Source organism: Bdellovibrio bacteriovorus (genome assembly GCF_048286975.1).
Taxonomy (GTDB): domain Bacteria; phylum Bdellovibrionota; class Bdellovibrionia; order Bdellovibrionales; family Bdellovibrionaceae; genus Bdellovibrio; species Bdellovibrio bacteriovorus_H.
On record NZ_JBLVRT010000006.1, the window covers coordinates 85,111 to 103,045 of the forward strand.

Below are 17,935 nucleotides of genomic sequence, written 5' to 3' on the forward strand. Positions count from 1 at the left end.
AAGGGGCGCCAGATCCAATATAGCATTGGCACGGCTGGTCCGCCTCTTGCCTTAGGGATATGTAGGAGGCGATTATGACAAACTCTATCTTTAAAAATAAAATGCTGGGTGTTCTGCTGCTGGCGGTTCTTTYCCTCAGTGCATGTGCCAAAAAGGATAGCAGCTCTGTTCGCGTCGCAGGCCGCACGACCAGCACGGGAACAACTTCCGGTGGTGGCGTCAGTCAGGGTGGAACTACGACAAGTGGTACTTGCGGTACTTCCTCTGCCGGTAAAATCTTTGATCAGTATGCTTCCCCTCAATTTGAAACACAGGTGAAGAACTTTGTTTCTGCTACTTTGGACCCACAATCATTGGGCTCTGTGAGCGGTAACATCAACGACAGAACCGGTGTGGATCTGTTTGCGACCTTCAAGTTTGACAGCGCGGGCAGCCTGATTCCGGCTGAATCCAATATGTTGATCAAGATCTTCGATTCTTATGCGAATCAGGTCTACAACGGTCAGGTGATCCAGCCTTACTCGGTGTCCTTCTCTCAGGCTTCTGAGGGCATGATTGATCGCAACACGCGTCAATTCCAGGTTAAGTTCAGAGACGGTTATGGTGAAATCATCTTCCAAGGTGCTTACGATAACAGCATCGCCGAAGGCACTGTTTACTACCAGAACTACACTGCGGTTGCCGGTTACCAGCCAACCAGCGGGACCCTGGGCACCTTCCGCTTGCATGCCTGCTCCTTGATCAAATAAGCGCTGCGTCTTGCTTCACCCCCTATCGAGTTTGAAGATAGGGGAATGCCTCAACGTTTCATTTTCGAATCATCCATTTTAGACTCCGTTGTCGGAGGACATTCAGCCATCGATATCCCCAGGCTGAATATTCATTCCCTCGAGGCTGCCAGTTCTTTCCTTTTAAGCTATGGTTTTGATGTCACCCGCGAAGACGACCTGGAAAGGTTGTGGTACTTCCATCGCCGTGCTTTGGTGCTGATGCTGGAAAAACTGGGTTTTCAGGACGCCGATCTTCCTGAGGTATTCCGTGACCGCAAAAAACTGGGCGACATCCGCCAACTTCTGATTTTTGCCAGCTCCCAGAATCCGCAAGAGCAACAGCTGCAGCGCTGGGCTTGTGCGATCATCCGCTGTATGCACGTCTTTGTACATGCGGAAAATGATCTGTTCAGTTCGTTCTCGGAAGAAATTCAGTCCCAAATCCTGACCCCGTTCCAGAACTGCATTTTGCATGACGGAAACACCCATCGCACCTTTATGAAAAGCCCGACTGACCAGTTGGATCAGGTCGAACTGATGGGTTTTGAAGTAAAACCCTTCAAAACGTCTTCCAGCACCGTGATCAAGCTTCTGGCGAAACCCGATGCCTTGGCGATGAAGATCTTTGACAAGCTGGGTGTGCGCTTTGTGACCCGCAATCTGTTTGATTCCTTCCAGGTCGTGCGCTTCCTGATCAAAGAGGATATCATCAGCTTCCCGCACATCATGCCGGATCAAAGCTCCAACAATCTTTATCCGGTGAATTTATTCATGAGTGTGTGTGATGATCTTTCCCATCGTCTGGACACTCTGGATGAAAAGAGCATTCAAGAGGCCTTTGATCAGAAGCTGATCGAGGAAGGCGACAACGCCAAATTCCTGCGCAAAGAGAATTTCTTTTCGGGGCAGGATTATAAATTTATCAAATTCATTTCCCGTAAGCTGATCCATATCAAACCCCAGGGCGGCAAAGAGGCGTTCAGCTTTTTCTATCCGTTCGAGGTTCAGATCATGGACAAGTCCGCTCACGACCGTATTTTGTCCGGTCCCAGCGAACATCAGGCTTACAAGGAACGTCAACGAACGGCCGCCAGAAAGCGTCTGTTCCCGGATCCAGGTTAATTATGTTTTTAAAACTTCTTTCTTATCCTCGTTCTTTGCTGGGTGCGCTTCTGCTGCCGATTCACACGGTGCTGTGTTCTGCGGCGATGGTCATCTGCAATATTCTGTTCAACAACCGCAAGCTGGAAGACCACATCGTCGAGTTCTGGACCCGCAACTGCTGTCGCATGTTCAACGTCAAAGTGGAAGTCAAAGGCCTGGAAAACCGTCCCGAAGGCGGCTTCCTGTACGTCTTTAATCACACCAGTTTCTTCGACATCTTTGCCATGAATGGCTGGTTGGGATCTTTCCGTTTCGGGGCGAAAATTGAGCTTTTCAGCATTCCGGTATTTGGCGCCGGGATGAGACGCGCTGGCATTTTGCCCATCGCCAGAAATCGTCGTGACGAGGTCTTTAAAGTCTATCAGGCCGCCGAAGCGCGCATCAAAGCCGGAGAACGTTTTGCATTGGCGCCGGAAGGCACCCGTCAGAAAACCGAAACTCTGGGGCCCTTCAAGTCCGGTCCGTTCATCTTCGCTATTAGCGCCAAAGCACCAATCGTGCCGGTTGTTGTGAAGGGGGCGGCCGCGATCATGTCCAAAGGGCAGCTTGTTCCGAACTGGGGCGTGTGGAGTCGCACAATCACGCTGGAGGTTCTTCCTCCGGTCAGCACCGAAGGATACAGTATTGAAGATCGTCCCGTACTGCAGGAAAAGGTTCGCAAAATGATGGAGCCTTATTTCGCAGTGGACAACTTCTAACGTCCAATTTCGAATTTTCAATTTCCAAGCGGGGGTTTGGGTGAAAAGCTTTCAGGAGTTCTGGCCTTTTTATCTGCAGGAGCATTCCAACCCCCTCAATCGTCGTCTGCATTTCGTTGGAACACTGCTGGTGCATCTGTTGATTGTGGCAGCCCTTTTGACAGAGCAATGGAGTCTGCTGTGGGGGCTTCCGGTGATTGGCTATGGCTTTGCCTGGGTTGGGCACTTTATCGTCGAGAAAAACCGTCCTGCGACGTTTAAACACCCTTTGTGGTCCCTGCGGGGGGATTTTAAAATGTTCTATCAAATGTGTGCAGGAAAGCTTTGGTCATGAGTAAATTTCGTCTGGCCCTGGGTTCGGCCTCTTGTCGTGATAACAAAAGCAAAGATCCGCAAGTGCGGGAAGTCTGTCGTATTCTTTTGGAAAAGCTGGAGGCCTTGAAATCCTCTGATCCCGTGTTCTTGAAAAGCTTCCCTCTGGATCACAGCGAAATTATGGAAATCAACGGCTGCGAAGTCCTGATGACTGTGTTTCACGATCGTCTGCCAAAGGAAGAATCCCTGCTGGTGATTCAGGCGTATTATTCCACGTGGAAGTTTCCAAATTTTATTTCTTTAGGCGGGGTCGGGAAGGTCTTTGCTGAGGGCTTTTTGCTGAATAAGACCGGCGAAGTGAAAGAAGCCCCGGAATCCCTTTTGTGGGATTATCGTTAGGGGCTTTTTTTAGTTGCGAACCACATTCCAGGTCGTGCCTTCCAGGGAGCTTCGCAGTTTCACGCGCGAGCTTCCGGTGTCCACAGAAATTTGAATCTGGGAATTGGGCAGAGCTTCAATCTGCGTCAGGCGCAGGATCTTTGGATTGCGGTGATAGGCGGATTCAATGGCCTGGGCCAGTTTGTCCCAGCGAATGAAGGGCTCAAAGCTTTTACCCTGATTCGTGGATTTGAAAGATCCCACAAACCACACACCACTGGGATGTATGCTCACCGGATAATTCTGTTTTCCAAACTGCGGAATAGCGGTCCAGGTCAGGCCATCATCCGTGCGATAAATACCTTCCGAAGACACCAGTCCACGCACAGACGTTTTGCTTTCAAAGGCGATGGAATAAATCTCGCGCTTTAAAAGCGTGTCGGTCAGGATTTGTTTTGAAGGTTCCACCACGGGGTTTTGCGGCAGCAGCAAATCTGTTTTTTTCCACCAGACTTCGCCGTGACCATCGACGCGGCTGATACCCCAGATGACGGCTTCGGGTTTTTGAATCTCCACGCGGGCGCGCAGGGGCGGGCCATAGCTGGTGGAATCCGGGCGGATCACAATCGCACGCAAAGGGCTGGTCACGTACCCCAGCACCTCGGACATGTCGACGTTTTCACCTTTTTTGGTCAGGATCTTGTTGTTGTTTCTAAAAGCCACGGTCAGCCAGCTTTTTTTCGGGTGATACGCCAGCGTTGCAAAGTCGGCGCGGTTCACAAAGTGCGTGATGTCGACAAAGCCCACCTTGCCGTTGTACTGAATTTTCAAAAAGCTCGTGGTCACTTCCAGCGGGATCACACGTTTCAGACGTGGCAAAGTGGTCAGGACTTTTCCGAAACTGGAAGGCTCGGTGCGCACATAAGTGTCGATCAGATTCATGTACACGCCGGGATCGTCATGACGTGTGGTCAGCAGATGCAAAGGCAGCCAGCCTTGCGTGGTTGTATTTCGTTCTTTCACTCGCGCCCAGTAATCGTCGCACTCCAGAAGTTCCAGTTGATGACCTCCGGGAACGGATTTCACCAGGGAAGAGTCACTGCGATTCAGGCTGAGTAAGGTCACCGGGCTGCGGGTTTCCACGAAGCGGGCTACTTGAATGTCGCGGATCAGGCGGTCGCCACTGAGGGAATAGCTCTTACGGTCCCAAGAGACGGTGAATGAGGCCTCCATCTCGGTGCGACGAAGAGAGTTTTCCAGAGATGTTCGACTCACCTGGCCAGAGGGAAAAGCGCTGGTTTTACTGCGATAAAACGACACGGCTTTCGATGCATCCGTGGCTAAAGCCGCAAAAGTGCTGGGAGAGCTGAAAATGAACGACAACGAGAGAAAAAAGGCTGACCGCATCGTTCTATTTTGAGGCTTTAGGCCCGGTGCTCTCAAGGCCAGAAGTTTTGACCTCTGGCCTAAAGTAAAGTATCTAAATCAGGCTGTTTTAAATACATATTAACGCGGAGTGATAAATGAATATCAAAACGATCGGCGTCGTAGGCGCAGGACAGATGGGTAATGGCATCGCACAAGTGGCGGCAAACTTTGGTTTTAACGTCATCATGATGGACGTGAGCGGTGCAGCTCTTGAAAAAGGGATCGCTACTATCGCTGGCAGCTGTGATCGTATTATCAAAAAAGGCGGCATGACTGAGGCTGACAAGGCCACTTTGTTGGGTCGTATCAAGACCGCTCAGGAAACGGCGGGTCTGAAAGATTGCGACATCGTGATCGAAGCCGCGACTGAAAACATCGACCTGAAACTCAAGATCTTCAAGGACCTGGACGCGACCGTAAAACCGGAAGCATTGTTGGTGTCCAATACATCTTCCATCTCCATCACTAAAATTGCCGGCGTGACCAAACGTCCAACAAAAGTGGCGGGCATGCACTTCATGAATCCTGTTCCGTTGATGAAACTTGTGGAAGGCATCCGTGGTCTTCAGACTTCCGATGAAACTTTCGCCATTGTTAAATCTCTGGCAGAAAAAATGGACAAAGTTTTCGTTGAGTCCGTAAAAGACATGCCAGGCTTCATCGTGAACCGCGTTCTTATGCCGATGATCAACGAAGCGGTTTACACTCTGCACGAGGGCATCGCTTCCGTGGATGCTATCGACAACGCGATGAAATTGGGAACGAATCAGCCCATGGGTCCTTTGACTTTGGCTGACTTCATCGGTCTGGATACTTGCCTTGCGATCATGAACGTTCTGCATGAAGGTCTGGGTGATTCCAAGTACCGTCCGTGCCCATTGCTGGTGAAATACGTTGAAGCCGGCTGGTTGGGTCGTAAAACAGGTCGTGGTTTCTACGACTACTCTGCAAAGTAATTGAGGTCTGATAATGGCAAGCAATTATAAAACAATTCTACTTGAACAAAAAACACACGGGGTGTGGGTTCTGACGATCAATCGTCCAGAATCTTTGAACGCCCTGAATTCCACCGTGCTGAACGAAATGGGTGAAGCCCTTCGTCAGATCGGTGAAATGGACTATTCCGATGCGCGCGCACTGATCATCACGGGGGCTGGTGAAAAAGCTTTCGTGGCGGGTGCCGACATCAAGGAAATCCATGATCTGGACGAAGAAAAGGCGCTGGTCTTTGCTCAGCGTGGTCAGAGCATCTTCCATGAACTGACACTTTTGAAAATCCCGGTGATCGCAGCGGTGAACGGCTTTGCTCTGGGTGGCGGCTGTGAACTGGCGTTGGGTTGTGATTTCATCTATGCCGCTGAAAATGCGAAATTCGGTTTGCCGGAAGTTTCTTTGGGATTGATCCCGGGCTTCGGTGGGACGGTTCGTATGGCGCGCGCCGTGGGTTCACGTCGTGCCCGTGAGTTGACTTATACCGGTGGCATGATCACCGCGGCAGAAGCTTTGTCTGCAGGTCTGGTGAACAAAGTTGTTCCCCAGGCGGAACTGATGAACACTGTGATGAAAACTGTTGAAGCTATTTTGGCCAAAGCGCCGATTGCCGTGGGTTCTGCGAAGTTCTCCATCAATCAGGCTTGGGACATGGACGTTGAAGAAGCTCAGAAAAATGAAGCAAGAATCTTTGCGGAACTTTTCAATTCTGAAGATGTTAAAGAAGGCACGGGTGCCTTCATCGAGAAACGCAAAGCTGAATTTAAAGGTCGATAAGACATATGGCATACACACCGAAGAATCCGATCCGAATTGTCACTGCAGCCGCTCTGTTTGACGGCCATGACGCCAGCATCAATATCATGCGCCGTATCCTTCAGGATATGGGTGCGGAAGTCATTCACCTGGGGCACAACCGCTCGGTGAGTGATGTGGTGAAGGCCGTGTTGCAGGAAGGCGCCCAGGGCGTCTGCATCAGCTCCTATCAAGGGGGCCACATGGAGTACTTCAAGTACATGAAGGATCTTCTGGATGAATCCGGTGCCGGTTACGTGAAAATCTACGGCGGCGGCGGCGGTGTGATTGTCTTTGATGAGAAAAAAGAACTTGAGGCCTATGGCATCGCCCAGATATTCCACCCGGAAGACGGTCGTCGCATGGGTCTTGAGGGCATGATCGAAATGATCATCAAGGGTTGTGATTTCGACCTGCTGGAAAAGCAAAAAGAATTCAAAACCAAAAAGAACGTGTTTAACGGCGACACCGTTCCTTCTGTGGAACTGGGTGTGGCTTTGACCGCGATTGAAAACGGTCACAAGGATTTCTCTTTGAACGCCTTTGGTCTGGAATCCTTCAAAGCCAACAAAGAACCTCTGGTTCTGGGTATCACCGGGACCGGTGGTGCGGGTAAGTCCTCTTTGATCGATGAAATGGTGCAAAGATACCTGAATGCATATCCAGACAAGAAAATCGCCGTGGTGTGCGTGGATCCGTCCAAGCGCAAAACCGGTGGTTCCTTGCTGGGGGACCGTATTCGTATGAACTCCTTGTCCCGCAACCGTGTGTTCATGCGCTCGGTGGCGTCCCGTGGTTCAGGTCGCGAGATCGCTTCTTCTTTGCCGGACATTCTGAAATTCATCCGTCAACTGGACTTTGATTTCGTTATCGCCGAAACCTCTGGTATCGGTCAGGGGAATATGGCGATCACGGAAGTCAGTGATATGTCCATGTATGTGATGACTTCTGATTTCGGTGCGCAATCACAGTTAGAGAAGATTGACATGATCGATTTCGCCGACCTGGTGGCGGTGAACAAAGCCGACCGTCGTGGGGCGCTGGATGCTCTTCGTGATGTGACCAAACAATACAAACGTTCTCGCAAGATTTTTGATGAAAAGGTCGAGGTTCCGGTCTTCCTGACTCAAGCCTCCCAGTTCAATGACGGTGGCGTGAATAAATTGTTCTTCCGTTTGGCTGATATCCTTGAAAGCAAGCAGCCAGGCAAATGGGTTGTCAATGCCCAGTACAAGAACAACATCCTGTCTGCGGAAGAGCATGTGATCATCCCGGCAGATCGTCAGAACTATTTGGCGGAAATCACTTCGACAATTCATAAATACAAAAAGCGCACTGAAACTCTGGCGGAAAAAGCGTCCCAGTTGGGTGGTTTGCAAAAGGTCGCGCCTTTGCTGAATGCAGATCCTGCGACCGTGAAAAAAGTGGAAGCAGACTTAAGCTCTGACTTCACTGCGGAAGAACTGGATCAACTGAAAAACTTCGAGGGTCTGATCAAGACTTATTCCGGTGATGAACTGGTGTTCAAAGTCCGTGATAAAGAACTGCGCCAGCCAATGGTGCGTGAATCCCTGTCAGGCACTAAAATCCGTCGTGTGGTGGTTCCTAAGTTCAAAGACTGGGGCGATCGCTTCCGTTATTTGAAACTTGAAAACGTGCCGGGGGAATTCCCGTTCACGGCCGGTGTGTTCCAGCTAAAACGCGCCGATGAAGACCCTAAGCGTATGTTTGCGGGTGAAGGAACTCCGGAGCGCACGAATCGTCGTTTCCATTACCTTACAAAAGGCGAGACGGCACATCGTCTTTCCACGGCATTTGATTCCGTGACTTTGTACGGTCAGGATCCAGATCAGCGTCCGGATATCTTCGGTAAAGTCGGGGAGTCTGGTGTTAGCATCTGTACTTTGAACGACATGAAAAAGCTGTATGCGGGCTTTGATCTGATCAACCCGAATACGTCCGTGTCCATGACTATCAATGGTCCTGCACCAATGATTCTGGCCTTCTATTTCAATACTGCGATTGATCAGCAGGTTGAAAAGAAAGAAAAAGAACTGGGTCGTAAGCTGACTGAAAGCGAGTGGAATGATCTGGCGATCTGGACCCTGCAACAGGTTCGTGGGACGGTTCAAGCTGACATCCTGAAAGAAGATCAGGGGCAGAACACCTGCATCTTCTCTATCAATTTCGCCTTGAAGATGATGGGCGACATTCAAGAGTACTTCGTTCGCAGTAAAATCCGTAACTTCTACTCTGTCAGTATCTCCGGCTACCACATTGCGGAAGCGGGTGCGAATCCGATTTCTCAGCTGGCCTTTACGTTGTCCAATGGTTTCACGTTTGTTGAATACTATCTGGCGCGCGGTCTGAAGGTGGACGACTTTGCTCCGAACCTGTCCTTCTTCTTCTCCAACGGTTTGGATCCGGAATATTCCGTATTGGGTCGTGTGGCTCGTCGTATCTGGGCTGTGGCGATGCGTGACCTTTATAAGGGCAACGATCGTTCTCAGAAGTTGAAGTACCACATTCAGACGTCGGGTCGTTCCCTGCATGCGCAGGAAATTGACTTCAATGACATCCGCACGACTTTGCAGGCGTTGATTGCTCTTTATGACAACTGCAACAGCTTGCACACGAACGCGTACGATGAAGCCATCACCACACCGACGGAAGAATCTGTTCGTCGTGCAATGGCGATTCAGCTGATCATCAACCGTGAATTCGGTATGACCATGAATGAAAACCCAATGCAGGGTTCATTCTTCATCGACGAGCTGACGGACCTGGTTGAAGAAGCGGTCTTGAATGAATTCAAGAAAATCAACGAACGCGGTGGCGTTCTGGGTGCAATGGAAACGCAGTACCAGCGTTCCAAAATCCAGGAAGAGTCCCTGTACTATGAGCGCCTGAAGCATGATGGCACCTTGCCGATCATTGGTGTGAACACCTTCATCGATCCAAAAACGATGGCGGCTGACTACGTTCCACCAAAGATTGAACTGGCGCGCGCGTCTTACGAAGAGAAAAACGCTCAGCTGGATAACGTCCACAAGTACCAGGAAGATCATGCCTCCGAAGGTGCCAAGTCGTTGCAGAATCTGAAAGACACCGTCCTCAGCGGCGGCAACATCTTCGCAGCCCTGATGACCGCCGCAAGATATTGCAGCTTGTACCAGATGACTCAAGCCCTGTACGAAGTCGGTGGCCAATACCGCCGTAACCTCTAGTCGGCGGCTGAAAAAGGCCCATCTGACTTCGTTGTCGGTGGGCCTTCTCGCTACGACGTGCTTGAAGCACGCCTGCGCTGCGAGGGCTCACCTCCGCCTCGCATCTGGACCTTTTTGAGCCACCTTGAACGGGTGGCTTTATTTTTTTATTTGGAAGTGGGCAGGGTGATCTTCAGGGTGGCGCCTTTGATTTCGTTGCCGCTAAGACGGTTTTCGATGGTCAGTGTGCCGTTGTGAAGGTCGGTGATGGCCTTCATGATCACGGAACCCAGGCCCAGCGAGAAATGTCCGTTCTTGGTGATCTTTCTGCCGCGGAATTCCCGACGCTGACCGAAGGTTTTCAAGGCTTCTGCATCCAGACCCTGGCCGTTGTCGGAAATCTCGATGGTCAAAGAATCAGAGCTTTCATGAATGCGCACGTCCACGGTGGACTCGGCATAGCGTTCGGCATTTTCAAGTCCATTGCGGATCAGGCGCTGGATCAAGTGGCTGTCACCCAAAACCGGTGGCACGGTGCCACCTTCAAGGCTCCATTTGATTTTTGAGTCGCTGTGCTGGCGATGGCGCACCTCCTGGGTCAGAAGGTTCATCACATCAATGCGCTCGGTGCTGGCCTTAAAGTGAGGCTCGTCCAAAGAGGCAATGGTCATCAGTTGTTCGATTAGATCCTTGAAGTAATCAATTTCGCGAATCAGGACGTCAAACAGTTCTCCGCGTTTTTCCGCGGACAGTTTGTCATGGTGGATCTGCAGGGTCTCAAACGAAGTTTTTAAGCTGGTCAGTGGGGTGCGCAGATCATGTCCCATTTCCTGCAACAATTGTTTGCGGGTTCTTTCGGTGGCGTGGATACGACCCACCAGTTTTTCGATTTCTTCCGCCATCCGGTTGAAGTCCAGCATCAGACCTCCGAATTCGTCCAGGCGGTGAATTTCAAAACGCGCTTTAAGATCGCCTTCTTCCAGGCGATGAAGAACCGAACGGGCTTCCAGGGACTTCCTGCGCATATAGAAAAACAGCGAGGCGATCGCCAGAATCAGCGCAATCACGATCATCGCGGAAGTCAGTATGGCTTGGGTGATGATCAAATTCCCCAGCATCGGGCGCGGGGGTTCTTTGATGATCAGGTAAAGCTCGGTCTCGGTGTTCAGGCGGATTACAATTGTAGGGTTGCCAATGCGGAAGAAGTTTTCCGTGGTGACAAATTCTTTGCTGGAGGTCGGGTGCGGCAGGTCTTCCCAAGCCTGCGCCAGAGCAGGTGAATGCTTATAGATCAACACCTGACCCTGACCATTTACGACCCAGGAATCCATATCCATGTGCGGAGGTCGAGGCCCCCGATGATCCGATCCGGGGCCGCCGGGTCCTTTAAAGGGCGGGTGAGGAGGCCGGCCTTCGCGTGGAGGAGGTGGTGGTGGCATCATCCCAGCCAAAGGCGGCGGCGGGGGCCCCATCATCGGCGGGCGGAAATCACGGTCCATGCGCAGCAGGTCTTTGTGCTGCGAAACCTGGTCAGCGGGAACCTTCTGAAGTTTCTGTTCGATAGATGAAGCATAAAAGCGCAGGAATTCATCACGGAATCTGGCACCTTGAATGGACATGATACGATTCATGAACAACAAAGAAATCAGACTTAAAACCACCGCGATGGTGATGCTGAAAAGCGAAACTTTGATGAGAGCATTTTTGTTCATGGCTGAGACACCTTCATGAAGAGTATCGGATGAAAATTCATTCCACTCATCATAAATTTAAAGCCACAATTGTTGAGTGTTTGTGGAAAGCCCCCAACTTCAGCCGAAGACGGGTCTGAACCAGAGTCTTTGTCTTGTTTTGGGATGAAAAAGGTCTAGCGTTTGGTCAGCATGCGGGCCAGGAACAGCACAATCATCGCTCCCAGAACCGACGCGATAAAACCAGCCCCTTCACCCACTTCGTACCAGCCCAGAGCACTTCCAACATAGGTTCCCACCACCGAGCCGATGATTCCCAGAAGAGTGGTCATAATGAATCCGCCGCTATCTTTGCCCGGCATCAGGAATTTCGCAATTAAGCCCACGATAAAACCGATGATGATGGTCCAGATGATGCCCATGGCGTCCTCCTTGGTGGAGGTTTGATTTTAGAAGTGGGCTTCGAGGAAGTCAGAAAGTCTTCTGCGCTTTTGTGGAAGAACAAGGCTTAAATAAAAACGGCCCCGTTCCCATAGGTGGGGGAACGGGGCCGTAACCTTCAGGACCGTTAGAAGGTTTTATTCACGATAAATTGAACTTTTTGAGAACCCAGGTACTGAGCGCTGTCACGACGAACCACAAGGTCCATGTAAAGCTTCGTGCCTGTCGCCGGATTTACCGGGATGGCTTTCAGGGCAATACCCAGCTCGCCATTGGCCAAAGTGATGGCCTCACGAGTGAAGTTCTTTTCCGCCAGCCATTCGATTTTACCATTGGAAAGTTTTTTCCAGACAACCAGTTTGTACTGGGACTGAACCTCTTCCAAAGCAGCGGTCTGATCGCGGATGATCACCACGCGTTCAGCGCCGGCACCATCAATACGAACCAGTTGAACCATCGCAGAGTTCTTCAAAGACTGAACCTCGTCCTGATCCAGCTCTTTTTTCTCGTAGCTGGCAGTCTGGTCAAAGCTCAAAGCACCTGAAGCGACATTGGCGCCGTGGCGTTCTACATGCAATTGCACCGTGTATTTGCCCTCACGAGCCAGACCCGGAGCTGCCACTGCAAATGCTTTTGCTTCAGTGGATTGCAGGCGTTGTTCGAACAATACGGCCTGGCTTTGTTGATCACGAACTTCCAAAGTATACACGGAAGTCACACGAGGAGCGGCCACGGTTTCTGTGAACAGAATCTGACCCTGACCTTTATTGAACTGCAATTTCAGGCCAACTACGGATTTTGTTCCGGCGTTGGTTTCATTCCATTTCGGGGATGTTTTCAGGACGAAGACTTTTTCACGACCATCCTGACGAACTTCAGCAATCTCGTAGGCAAAGATCGAAGAGTGCACTTTAATCTGAACTTCCGGAGCCGCTTCAGTGCCACGCAGAACAACCTGAACGGTTTCTTTTTCGCCAGCCAGCAAAGCTGCTTCCTGAGGGAAGATCACAGCCACTGGTTGAGTGTACTGATGATCAAACACATCACGGTAACGAGTCACGCAGCAACGAACTTCGTCACGGTATTTAGTGACAGTGCGGGTGCGGGCTTCAGAGCGGTACTTGGTCACAGTGCGAGTGCGCTGTTCCTGACGGTAGCGAACTTCATCACGCCATTTGGTTACGGTGCGGGTTTTGCGAACGCGCTCGTAGCCGCATTCACGGTCGGTGTAGGGAACCTGACGGCAGGAGGGAACATCACGGCAAACGCGAGGACCTTCGGTGCACTCGTTGCGAGTTTTACAGATGCGCTCGCCGTGGGCGTTGGTGCCACACTCCGTGATCGGTTGGCAGGTGCGGCCGCCGGGCTCACACAGTCTTTCGTTGGAGCATTCCTGGCGATATTTCGTGACGTTACGGCACTGGTATTCAGAGTCCCAGTATTCCTCATAGTCGGTGTAGGAAACGCGCTCGGTGTAAGGAACCTGTTCGTAGTAGGTCTCAGTGGTCTGATAAGGAACATCTACATAATAGGTTTCTTCAGCCTGATAGGGAACTTTCTCGGTGTAATTATCCTGATAAGGTTCCTGTCGATAAACGTTTTTGGAAAGTTCACCGCGAACAGTCAGTGCGGTGTCAGATGTGCGGGTCAGCAGGTCTTGGGTCTTCTCGGTCGGAGCAGCGATGGCTGAAGCTCCGATCATCAGAGTCACAATGACTCCGATTAGTGGTTTAAAGTGCATGTTTCCTCCTCCAATTTGGACAATCGAAGGAGTTTGCAATCATCAAGCCAACCCAAAAGGCCCAAAAGGTACCTGCTTACTTTTGCTGAAGCAGCGCATAAGAAAAAGTCACCAGGCACCTTTAAGAAAAAGTCACCAGGCACCTTTTGGAGGAAGGCTTTTGAGGGGATTTCTTATAGTTGGGCGATGATCTTTTCGGCGATGCGGATGCCGTCGCAGGCAGCTGAGGTGATTCCTCCGGCGTAACCGGCGCCTTCACCTGCAGGGTACAGACCTTTGTGAGATACGCTCTCCAAGGTTTCATCGTCACGGGTCACACGAACCGGGCAGCTGGTGCGGGACTCGATGCCGTACACTTGAGCCTCTTCAGTTAAGAAGCCCTTCATGCTGCCTTGGAATTTTTCAAAACCTTCGCGCAGGCGAGTCACCATGTGCTTTGGCAGCAGTTCATCCAGACGAATGTTCAATGCTCCCGATGGGGAAGACCCCGGGCGCAAGGCGCGTGGACCCGTCTTGGAGTTTGTTCCTTGCAGGAAGTCCATCAGGTTCTGCGCAGGAAGTTCGCGTGTACCACCGGCAGCCACAACGGAATTAAAAGCGCGGGTTTCTAGTTCACGGCGCATCTTCATGCCACCAAAAACGTCATCCCCAAAGTTTTTGTCGTGATCAATGCTGATCACGATCGCCGCATTCGCATACGGAGAGTTGCGGTTGTAGTTGCTCATCCCGTTGCAGACGATGCCGTCGGCTTCAGTGCCAGAAGAAAGAACGTAACCACCCGGGCACATACAGAAGGAATAAACCCCGATGCCGGTTTTGTTGTCGTGATGAGCCAGTTTGTAGTTCGCCGCACCCAGTTTCGGGTGTTCAGAGAACTGGCGATATTGAATTTTATTGATGGAAGCTTGTGAGTGCTCCACGCGAAGCCCCATGGCGAAGGACTTCCCATCCAATTTCACGCCAAGGTCACGCAAGTGATTGATCATGTCTTCGGCCGAGTGACCGGTGGCCATCACAACGTGCGGGGATCTGAATTCAGTGCCGTGTTCGGTGCGAACACCGACAACTTGTGTGCCTTCGGTCAGAACCTCTGTGACCTGGGTGTTGAAATGAATTTCGCAACCATTGGCGCGCAGGAATTCACGCAGTTTCGGAATGACTCGGCGAATACGGTCTGAGCCCACGTGCGGATTTGACAACCACTGGATTTCTTCAGGGGCACCGAACTGCACCAGGCGATTCATCACATAGGGAATGTGCGGGGACTTGATACGGGTGATCAGCTTGCCGTCGGAATATAGACCCGCACCACCTTCGCCAAAGCAAACGTTATTGCGCGGGTCGAGTTTGCCATAACGCCAGTACTGATTGATCCCTTTGATCCGCTCGCCGCTGTCAGAGCCGCGCTCAAACAACACGCAAGGCACGCCTCTTTCCACAAAGCGCAACGCCGCAAACAGACCCGCCGGGCCGGTGCCGACAATCAGGGGTTTTTCTTTGGGGTTTTCGATTTTTTCCAGCTTGAACTCTGGCAGTTCCAAAGTTTCGCCTTTTTCGGCGACCTCGACGGTATAAACGAAATGCGGGGAGTGGGAACGGCGGGCATCCACGGATTGGCGCAGAATGCGATAAGGACCATGTTCAGGGACAAGCCACTGCAATTTTTCTTCTAGGTCGTTATCAATAGGGATTTCAAGATTTTGAATAATCTTGGACATTCTGCCTCCGGGACCTTTTTAGGGTCCAAATTAGGGTCTGATTTCAATACACTGTACTAGAAAGTCCTTTAGGTGACAAAGGGGTCTATTGCAGATATAAAGATTTCTATGTCAGCAATTACCAGAATTCTACCAAAACGTCGTCTTAGCCGCTGGGTCGGTCACTTTATGCACTGGAAGGGCCCTTCTTTGTGGGCACGCCTGTCTATCCGGGGCTTTGCGTGGCTTTATAACATCGATCTGGCCGAGGCGGAAAAGTCCTATGACCAATATCCCTCCATTGGTGAATTCTTCGTTCGCCGCTTAAAACCCGGCATTCGCCCTGTGGGCACCGGTTGGGCGGTTCATCCGGCTGACAGTAAAATCACGCAGGCCGCTGCCATTGATAACGGCACTTTAATTCAGGCCAAGGGTCTGACTTACAAGCTGAAGGACTTCACCCAAGATCCGGACAGCGATAAGAAATGGGCCGGCGGCTTCTTTATGACCTACTATCTTTGCCCGACGGACTATCACCGTGTGCATTCTCCGGTGGATGGAAACATCACCGATGTTCGTTATATGCCAGGTGAATTGTGGCCGGTGAATGAGTGGAGCACCACCAACGTAAAAGACCTGTTCTCCGTGAACGAACGCGTTCTGGTGGAGATTGAAACGGATCTGGGGCCTGTGGGTGTGGTCTTTGTTGGCGCCACCAACGTGGGTCACATTGTGCTGAGCTTTGATGAAAAAATCCGCGGAAATCAAAAAGGCCCTCATATCTTTGAGCACAAACACTACAGCCCTGAGATCCCGGTACACAAAGGATCTGAGCTGGGTATGTTCCGCATGGGTTCCACCGTGGTGATGTTGTATCCCCCGAGCTTCCGTCAGAAGTTTGAAGGTCACATGAATCTGGGGCCATCCGTGCGCGTGAATGCCGATCTGATCAAAAACCCATAATAACTCTCAAAATTATCAAGGATGGTAATGATGAAAAAGTTGAGCGTTCTGATTTCTTTGGCGGCCCTGGCGGTTTCTGCGGGCTGCTCTCACACTCCGAAAAAATCGGAAGTGGTTGAAGTGACTCCAACGATTGTACTGATTCATGGCTCGCACGTTGATGGCAGCAGTTGGGATCAGGTCAAGGCGCAGTTGGGGGATAAGTACAAGGTTCTGACCCCTGATCTGCTGGGTCGTGACCCGAACCAATCCGCGACATTGATGGAAATGGCTCAGGATGTCTGTGCAAAGATCCCGGAAAAATCTGTGGTGGTCGGACACAGCTTCGGTGGAGCCGTGATCAATCAGATGGTGGGAGTGTGCCCCGAGAAAATCATGCGCATTATCTATCTGACGGCTTTGGTTCCGTTGAAGGGTGAAAAGCCTTTCGATGCCCTTGGAAAAGTCGATGAAAAAGTCTATGCGAAAGCGGTGACCTTCGGTAAAGACCGCATCACTCCCAAAAGTCCGAAGCAGTTCTTTAAGGCCATGGACGCCATTTTGGATCAGAAAAATTTGCCGCAGGTGAAATTGTACTCTGAATCCTTCGCTGCGGGTGCGAATCCTGTGACTTATGATGAAGTGATTTTTGCGAAGATTCCAAAGTTTTATATTCTGACGACTCAGGATAAAATCATCAGTCTGGTTTCTCAGAAAAAATACGTAAAACGCACGGATATGGCAAAGACCGGCGAAATCGCCAGCGGCCATCTGCCGGCTCTTTCCAAGCCGACGGAAGTGGCGCAGGCCATCCTGCAGTCGTTCCAGTAATCACGGGCACTTTTGGAAATTGCGACAAGTTTTAGAGGAGGTGTTTTGCACCTCCTCTTTTGTTAGAAGCCTTCGACGATTGTCGAAGTGATACTGCACGGTGTTTTCAAACACCTCGCGTGACCAGGGCAAAAGGGGTTTGGTCGGGGAGGAGTGGCCCCGAACATCCCATTCACGATAAGCGCCACCCACCCAGTGAAACATCTTTTCCGGATCCCAGAACTTCAAGACAATATGTTCTTCCTGAGGTGAGGCCCAGGGGCGGTCTTTTCCGCGCAAGTATCCCAGGAAGCTTATGCGGGCCCGGTCGTGTTCTACGCTTAACAGTTCTAAAGGCATGCGCAAGGTTCGCTGCCAGGCTTTGCGCAGGTCTGCTGACTCCAGTCCCAGAACACGCAGGAAGCTCACGGCAAAGGCCGAACATCCGGCGCCTTGCCCCAGCAAGGGATCGGATCTTAGTCCGCCGTAAATGTTAATTAAACCCGTGGATTGATAAAGATCCACATAACGGCGCAGGCGCGCGCATTGGTCTGAATTCAGAAGCAGTCGCAACTGGCGGACATATCCTTTTTCAGCCAGAGGATTTAGCCAGGCCAGGATCTCTTGTTCTGAATAACTGCGCCCTGATTGATTAATCAGCATGGTGTCCAGCGAAACGCCTTTCACCAGAAAATCCCACAGATAAGCGCCATTGGATTTGATCGAAGTCATGCCTCGATAGACAGGCTTTTCCCGGCCACATTGCAGGCGGATATTCACGTGGGAAATCGGGTGGGGATAATCTTTGCCGTCGACTTTGGCGGTTAGATTTTTGGTCATACTGCGCACCAGGCGTCCTGGGCTCTGCC

16 protein-coding genes are annotated in these 17,935 nt (G+C 51.1%); 10 read left to right on the plus strand and 6 right to left on the minus strand.

From position 1 onward, the window contains the following. Positions 1-74: 74 nt before the first annotated feature. From ACNQKP_RS15770 to ACNQKP_RS15790, 5 genes are read left to right on the plus strand one after another with little or no spacing between them, the layout of a single operon-like run. Positions 75-749, plus strand: a complete 675-nt coding sequence (locus ACNQKP_RS15770) for a hypothetical protein (RefSeq protein ID WP_417865890.1) — start codon at positions 75-77, stop codon at positions 747-749. 45 nt (positions 750-794) lie between these two features. Next, on the plus strand, positions 795-1,892 hold the full coding sequence (locus tag ACNQKP_RS15775; protein ID WP_417865892.1) for a TIGR04552 family protein: 1,098 nt from the start codon (positions 795-797) through the stop codon (positions 1,890-1,892). Positions 1,893-1,894: 2 nt separating this feature from the next. Then, positions 1,895-2,632 carry a lysophospholipid acyltransferase family protein gene (locus ACNQKP_RS15780; RefSeq protein WP_417865893.1) on the plus strand — a complete coding sequence of 246 codons (738 nt, stop codon included), beginning with the start codon at positions 1,895-1,897 and terminating at the stop codon, positions 2,630-2,632. A gap of 40 nt (positions 2,633-2,672) precedes the next feature. Further along, the gene (locus ACNQKP_RS15785) at positions 2,673-2,966 is read left to right on the plus strand and encodes an Mpo1-like protein (RefSeq protein ID WP_417865895.1); all 294 of its coding nucleotides are present in this window, start codon (positions 2,673-2,675) and stop codon (positions 2,964-2,966) included. Next, positions 2,963-3,346 (plus strand): hypothetical protein, encoded by a 384-nt coding sequence (locus ACNQKP_RS15790; protein ID WP_417865897.1) that lies wholly within the window; start codon positions 2,963-2,965, stop codon positions 3,344-3,346. The genes ACNQKP_RS15785 and ACNQKP_RS15790 overlap by 4 nt, the downstream gene beginning before the upstream one ends. A 9-nt stretch (positions 3,347-3,355) precedes the next feature. Here ACNQKP_RS15790 and ACNQKP_RS15795 read toward each other — a convergent pair whose 3' ends face one another. Further along, positions 3,356-4,600 carry an SH3 domain-containing protein gene (locus ACNQKP_RS15795; protein WP_417865899.1) on the minus strand — a complete coding sequence of 415 codons (1,245 nt, stop codon included), beginning with the start codon at positions 4,598-4,600 and terminating at the stop codon, positions 3,356-3,358. 248 nt (positions 4,601-4,848) lie between these two features. Here ACNQKP_RS15795 and ACNQKP_RS15800 point away from each other — a divergent pair, with 248 nt between their 5' ends. From ACNQKP_RS15800 to icmF, 3 genes are read left to right on the plus strand one after another with little or no spacing between them, the layout of a single operon-like run. Beyond that, on the plus strand, positions 4,849-5,709 hold the full coding sequence (locus ACNQKP_RS15800) for a 3-hydroxybutyryl-CoA dehydrogenase (RefSeq protein WP_011164308.1): 861 nt from the start codon (positions 4,849-4,851) through the stop codon (positions 5,707-5,709). Positions 5,710-5,722: 13 nt separating this feature from the next. Continuing rightward, complete coding sequence (locus ACNQKP_RS15805; RefSeq protein ID WP_417865901.1) at positions 5,723-6,520, plus strand: enoyl-CoA hydratase/isomerase family protein; 798 nt, start codon at positions 5,723-5,725, stop codon at positions 6,518-6,520. Between the two features lie 5 nt (positions 6,521-6,525). Next, entirely contained in the window at positions 6,526-9,765 is a 3,240-nt protein-coding gene (gene icmF / locus ACNQKP_RS15810) for a fused isobutyryl-CoA mutase/GTPase IcmF (RefSeq protein ID WP_417865903.1), read from the plus strand. A 146-nt stretch (positions 9,766-9,911) separates the two neighbouring features. Here icmF and ACNQKP_RS15815 read toward each other — a convergent pair whose 3' ends face one another. From ACNQKP_RS15815 to ACNQKP_RS15830, 4 genes are all read right to left on the minus strand, one after another. After that, complete coding sequence (locus ACNQKP_RS15815) at positions 9,912-11,456, minus strand: ATP-binding protein (protein WP_417865905.1); 1,545 nt, start codon at positions 11,454-11,456, stop codon at positions 9,912-9,914. Positions 11,457-11,611: 155 nt separating this feature from the next. Then, positions 11,612-11,857 (minus strand): GlsB/YeaQ/YmgE family stress response membrane protein, encoded by a 246-nt coding sequence (locus ACNQKP_RS15820; RefSeq protein ID WP_417865907.1) that lies wholly within the window; start codon positions 11,855-11,857, stop codon positions 11,612-11,614. A gap of 146 nt (positions 11,858-12,003) precedes the next feature. Next, positions 12,004-13,617 carry a hypothetical protein gene (locus ACNQKP_RS15825; protein WP_417865909.1) on the minus strand — a complete coding sequence of 538 codons (1,614 nt, stop codon included), beginning with the start codon at positions 13,615-13,617 and terminating at the stop codon, positions 12,004-12,006. 173 nt (positions 13,618-13,790) lie between these two features. Next, a complete protein-coding gene (locus ACNQKP_RS15830; RefSeq protein WP_011164315.1) occupies positions 13,791-15,335 on the minus strand; it encodes an NAD(P)/FAD-dependent oxidoreductase in 1,545 nt (514 codons plus the stop codon). Positions 15,336-15,443: 108 nt separating this feature from the next. Here ACNQKP_RS15830 and asd point away from each other — a divergent pair, with 108 nt between their 5' ends. Both asd and ACNQKP_RS15840 read left to right on the plus strand, forming a co-directional pair. Beyond that, positions 15,444-16,277, plus strand: a complete 834-nt coding sequence (gene asd / locus ACNQKP_RS15835; protein ID WP_417865911.1) for an archaetidylserine decarboxylase — start codon at positions 15,444-15,446, stop codon at positions 16,275-16,277. 27 nt (positions 16,278-16,304) lie between these two features. After that, positions 16,305-17,087, plus strand: coding sequence for an alpha/beta fold hydrolase (locus ACNQKP_RS15840; protein WP_417865913.1), 783 nt, complete (start codon positions 16,305-16,307; stop codon positions 17,085-17,087). On the opposite strand, the gene ACNQKP_RS15845 is transcribed toward ACNQKP_RS15840, so the two are convergent. After that, positions 17,088-17,906 (minus strand): hypothetical protein, encoded by an 819-nt coding sequence (locus ACNQKP_RS15845; protein ID WP_417865915.1) that lies wholly within the window; start codon positions 17,904-17,906, stop codon positions 17,088-17,090. It lies immediately after the preceding gene. Positions 17,907-17,935: the final 29 nt, after the last annotated feature.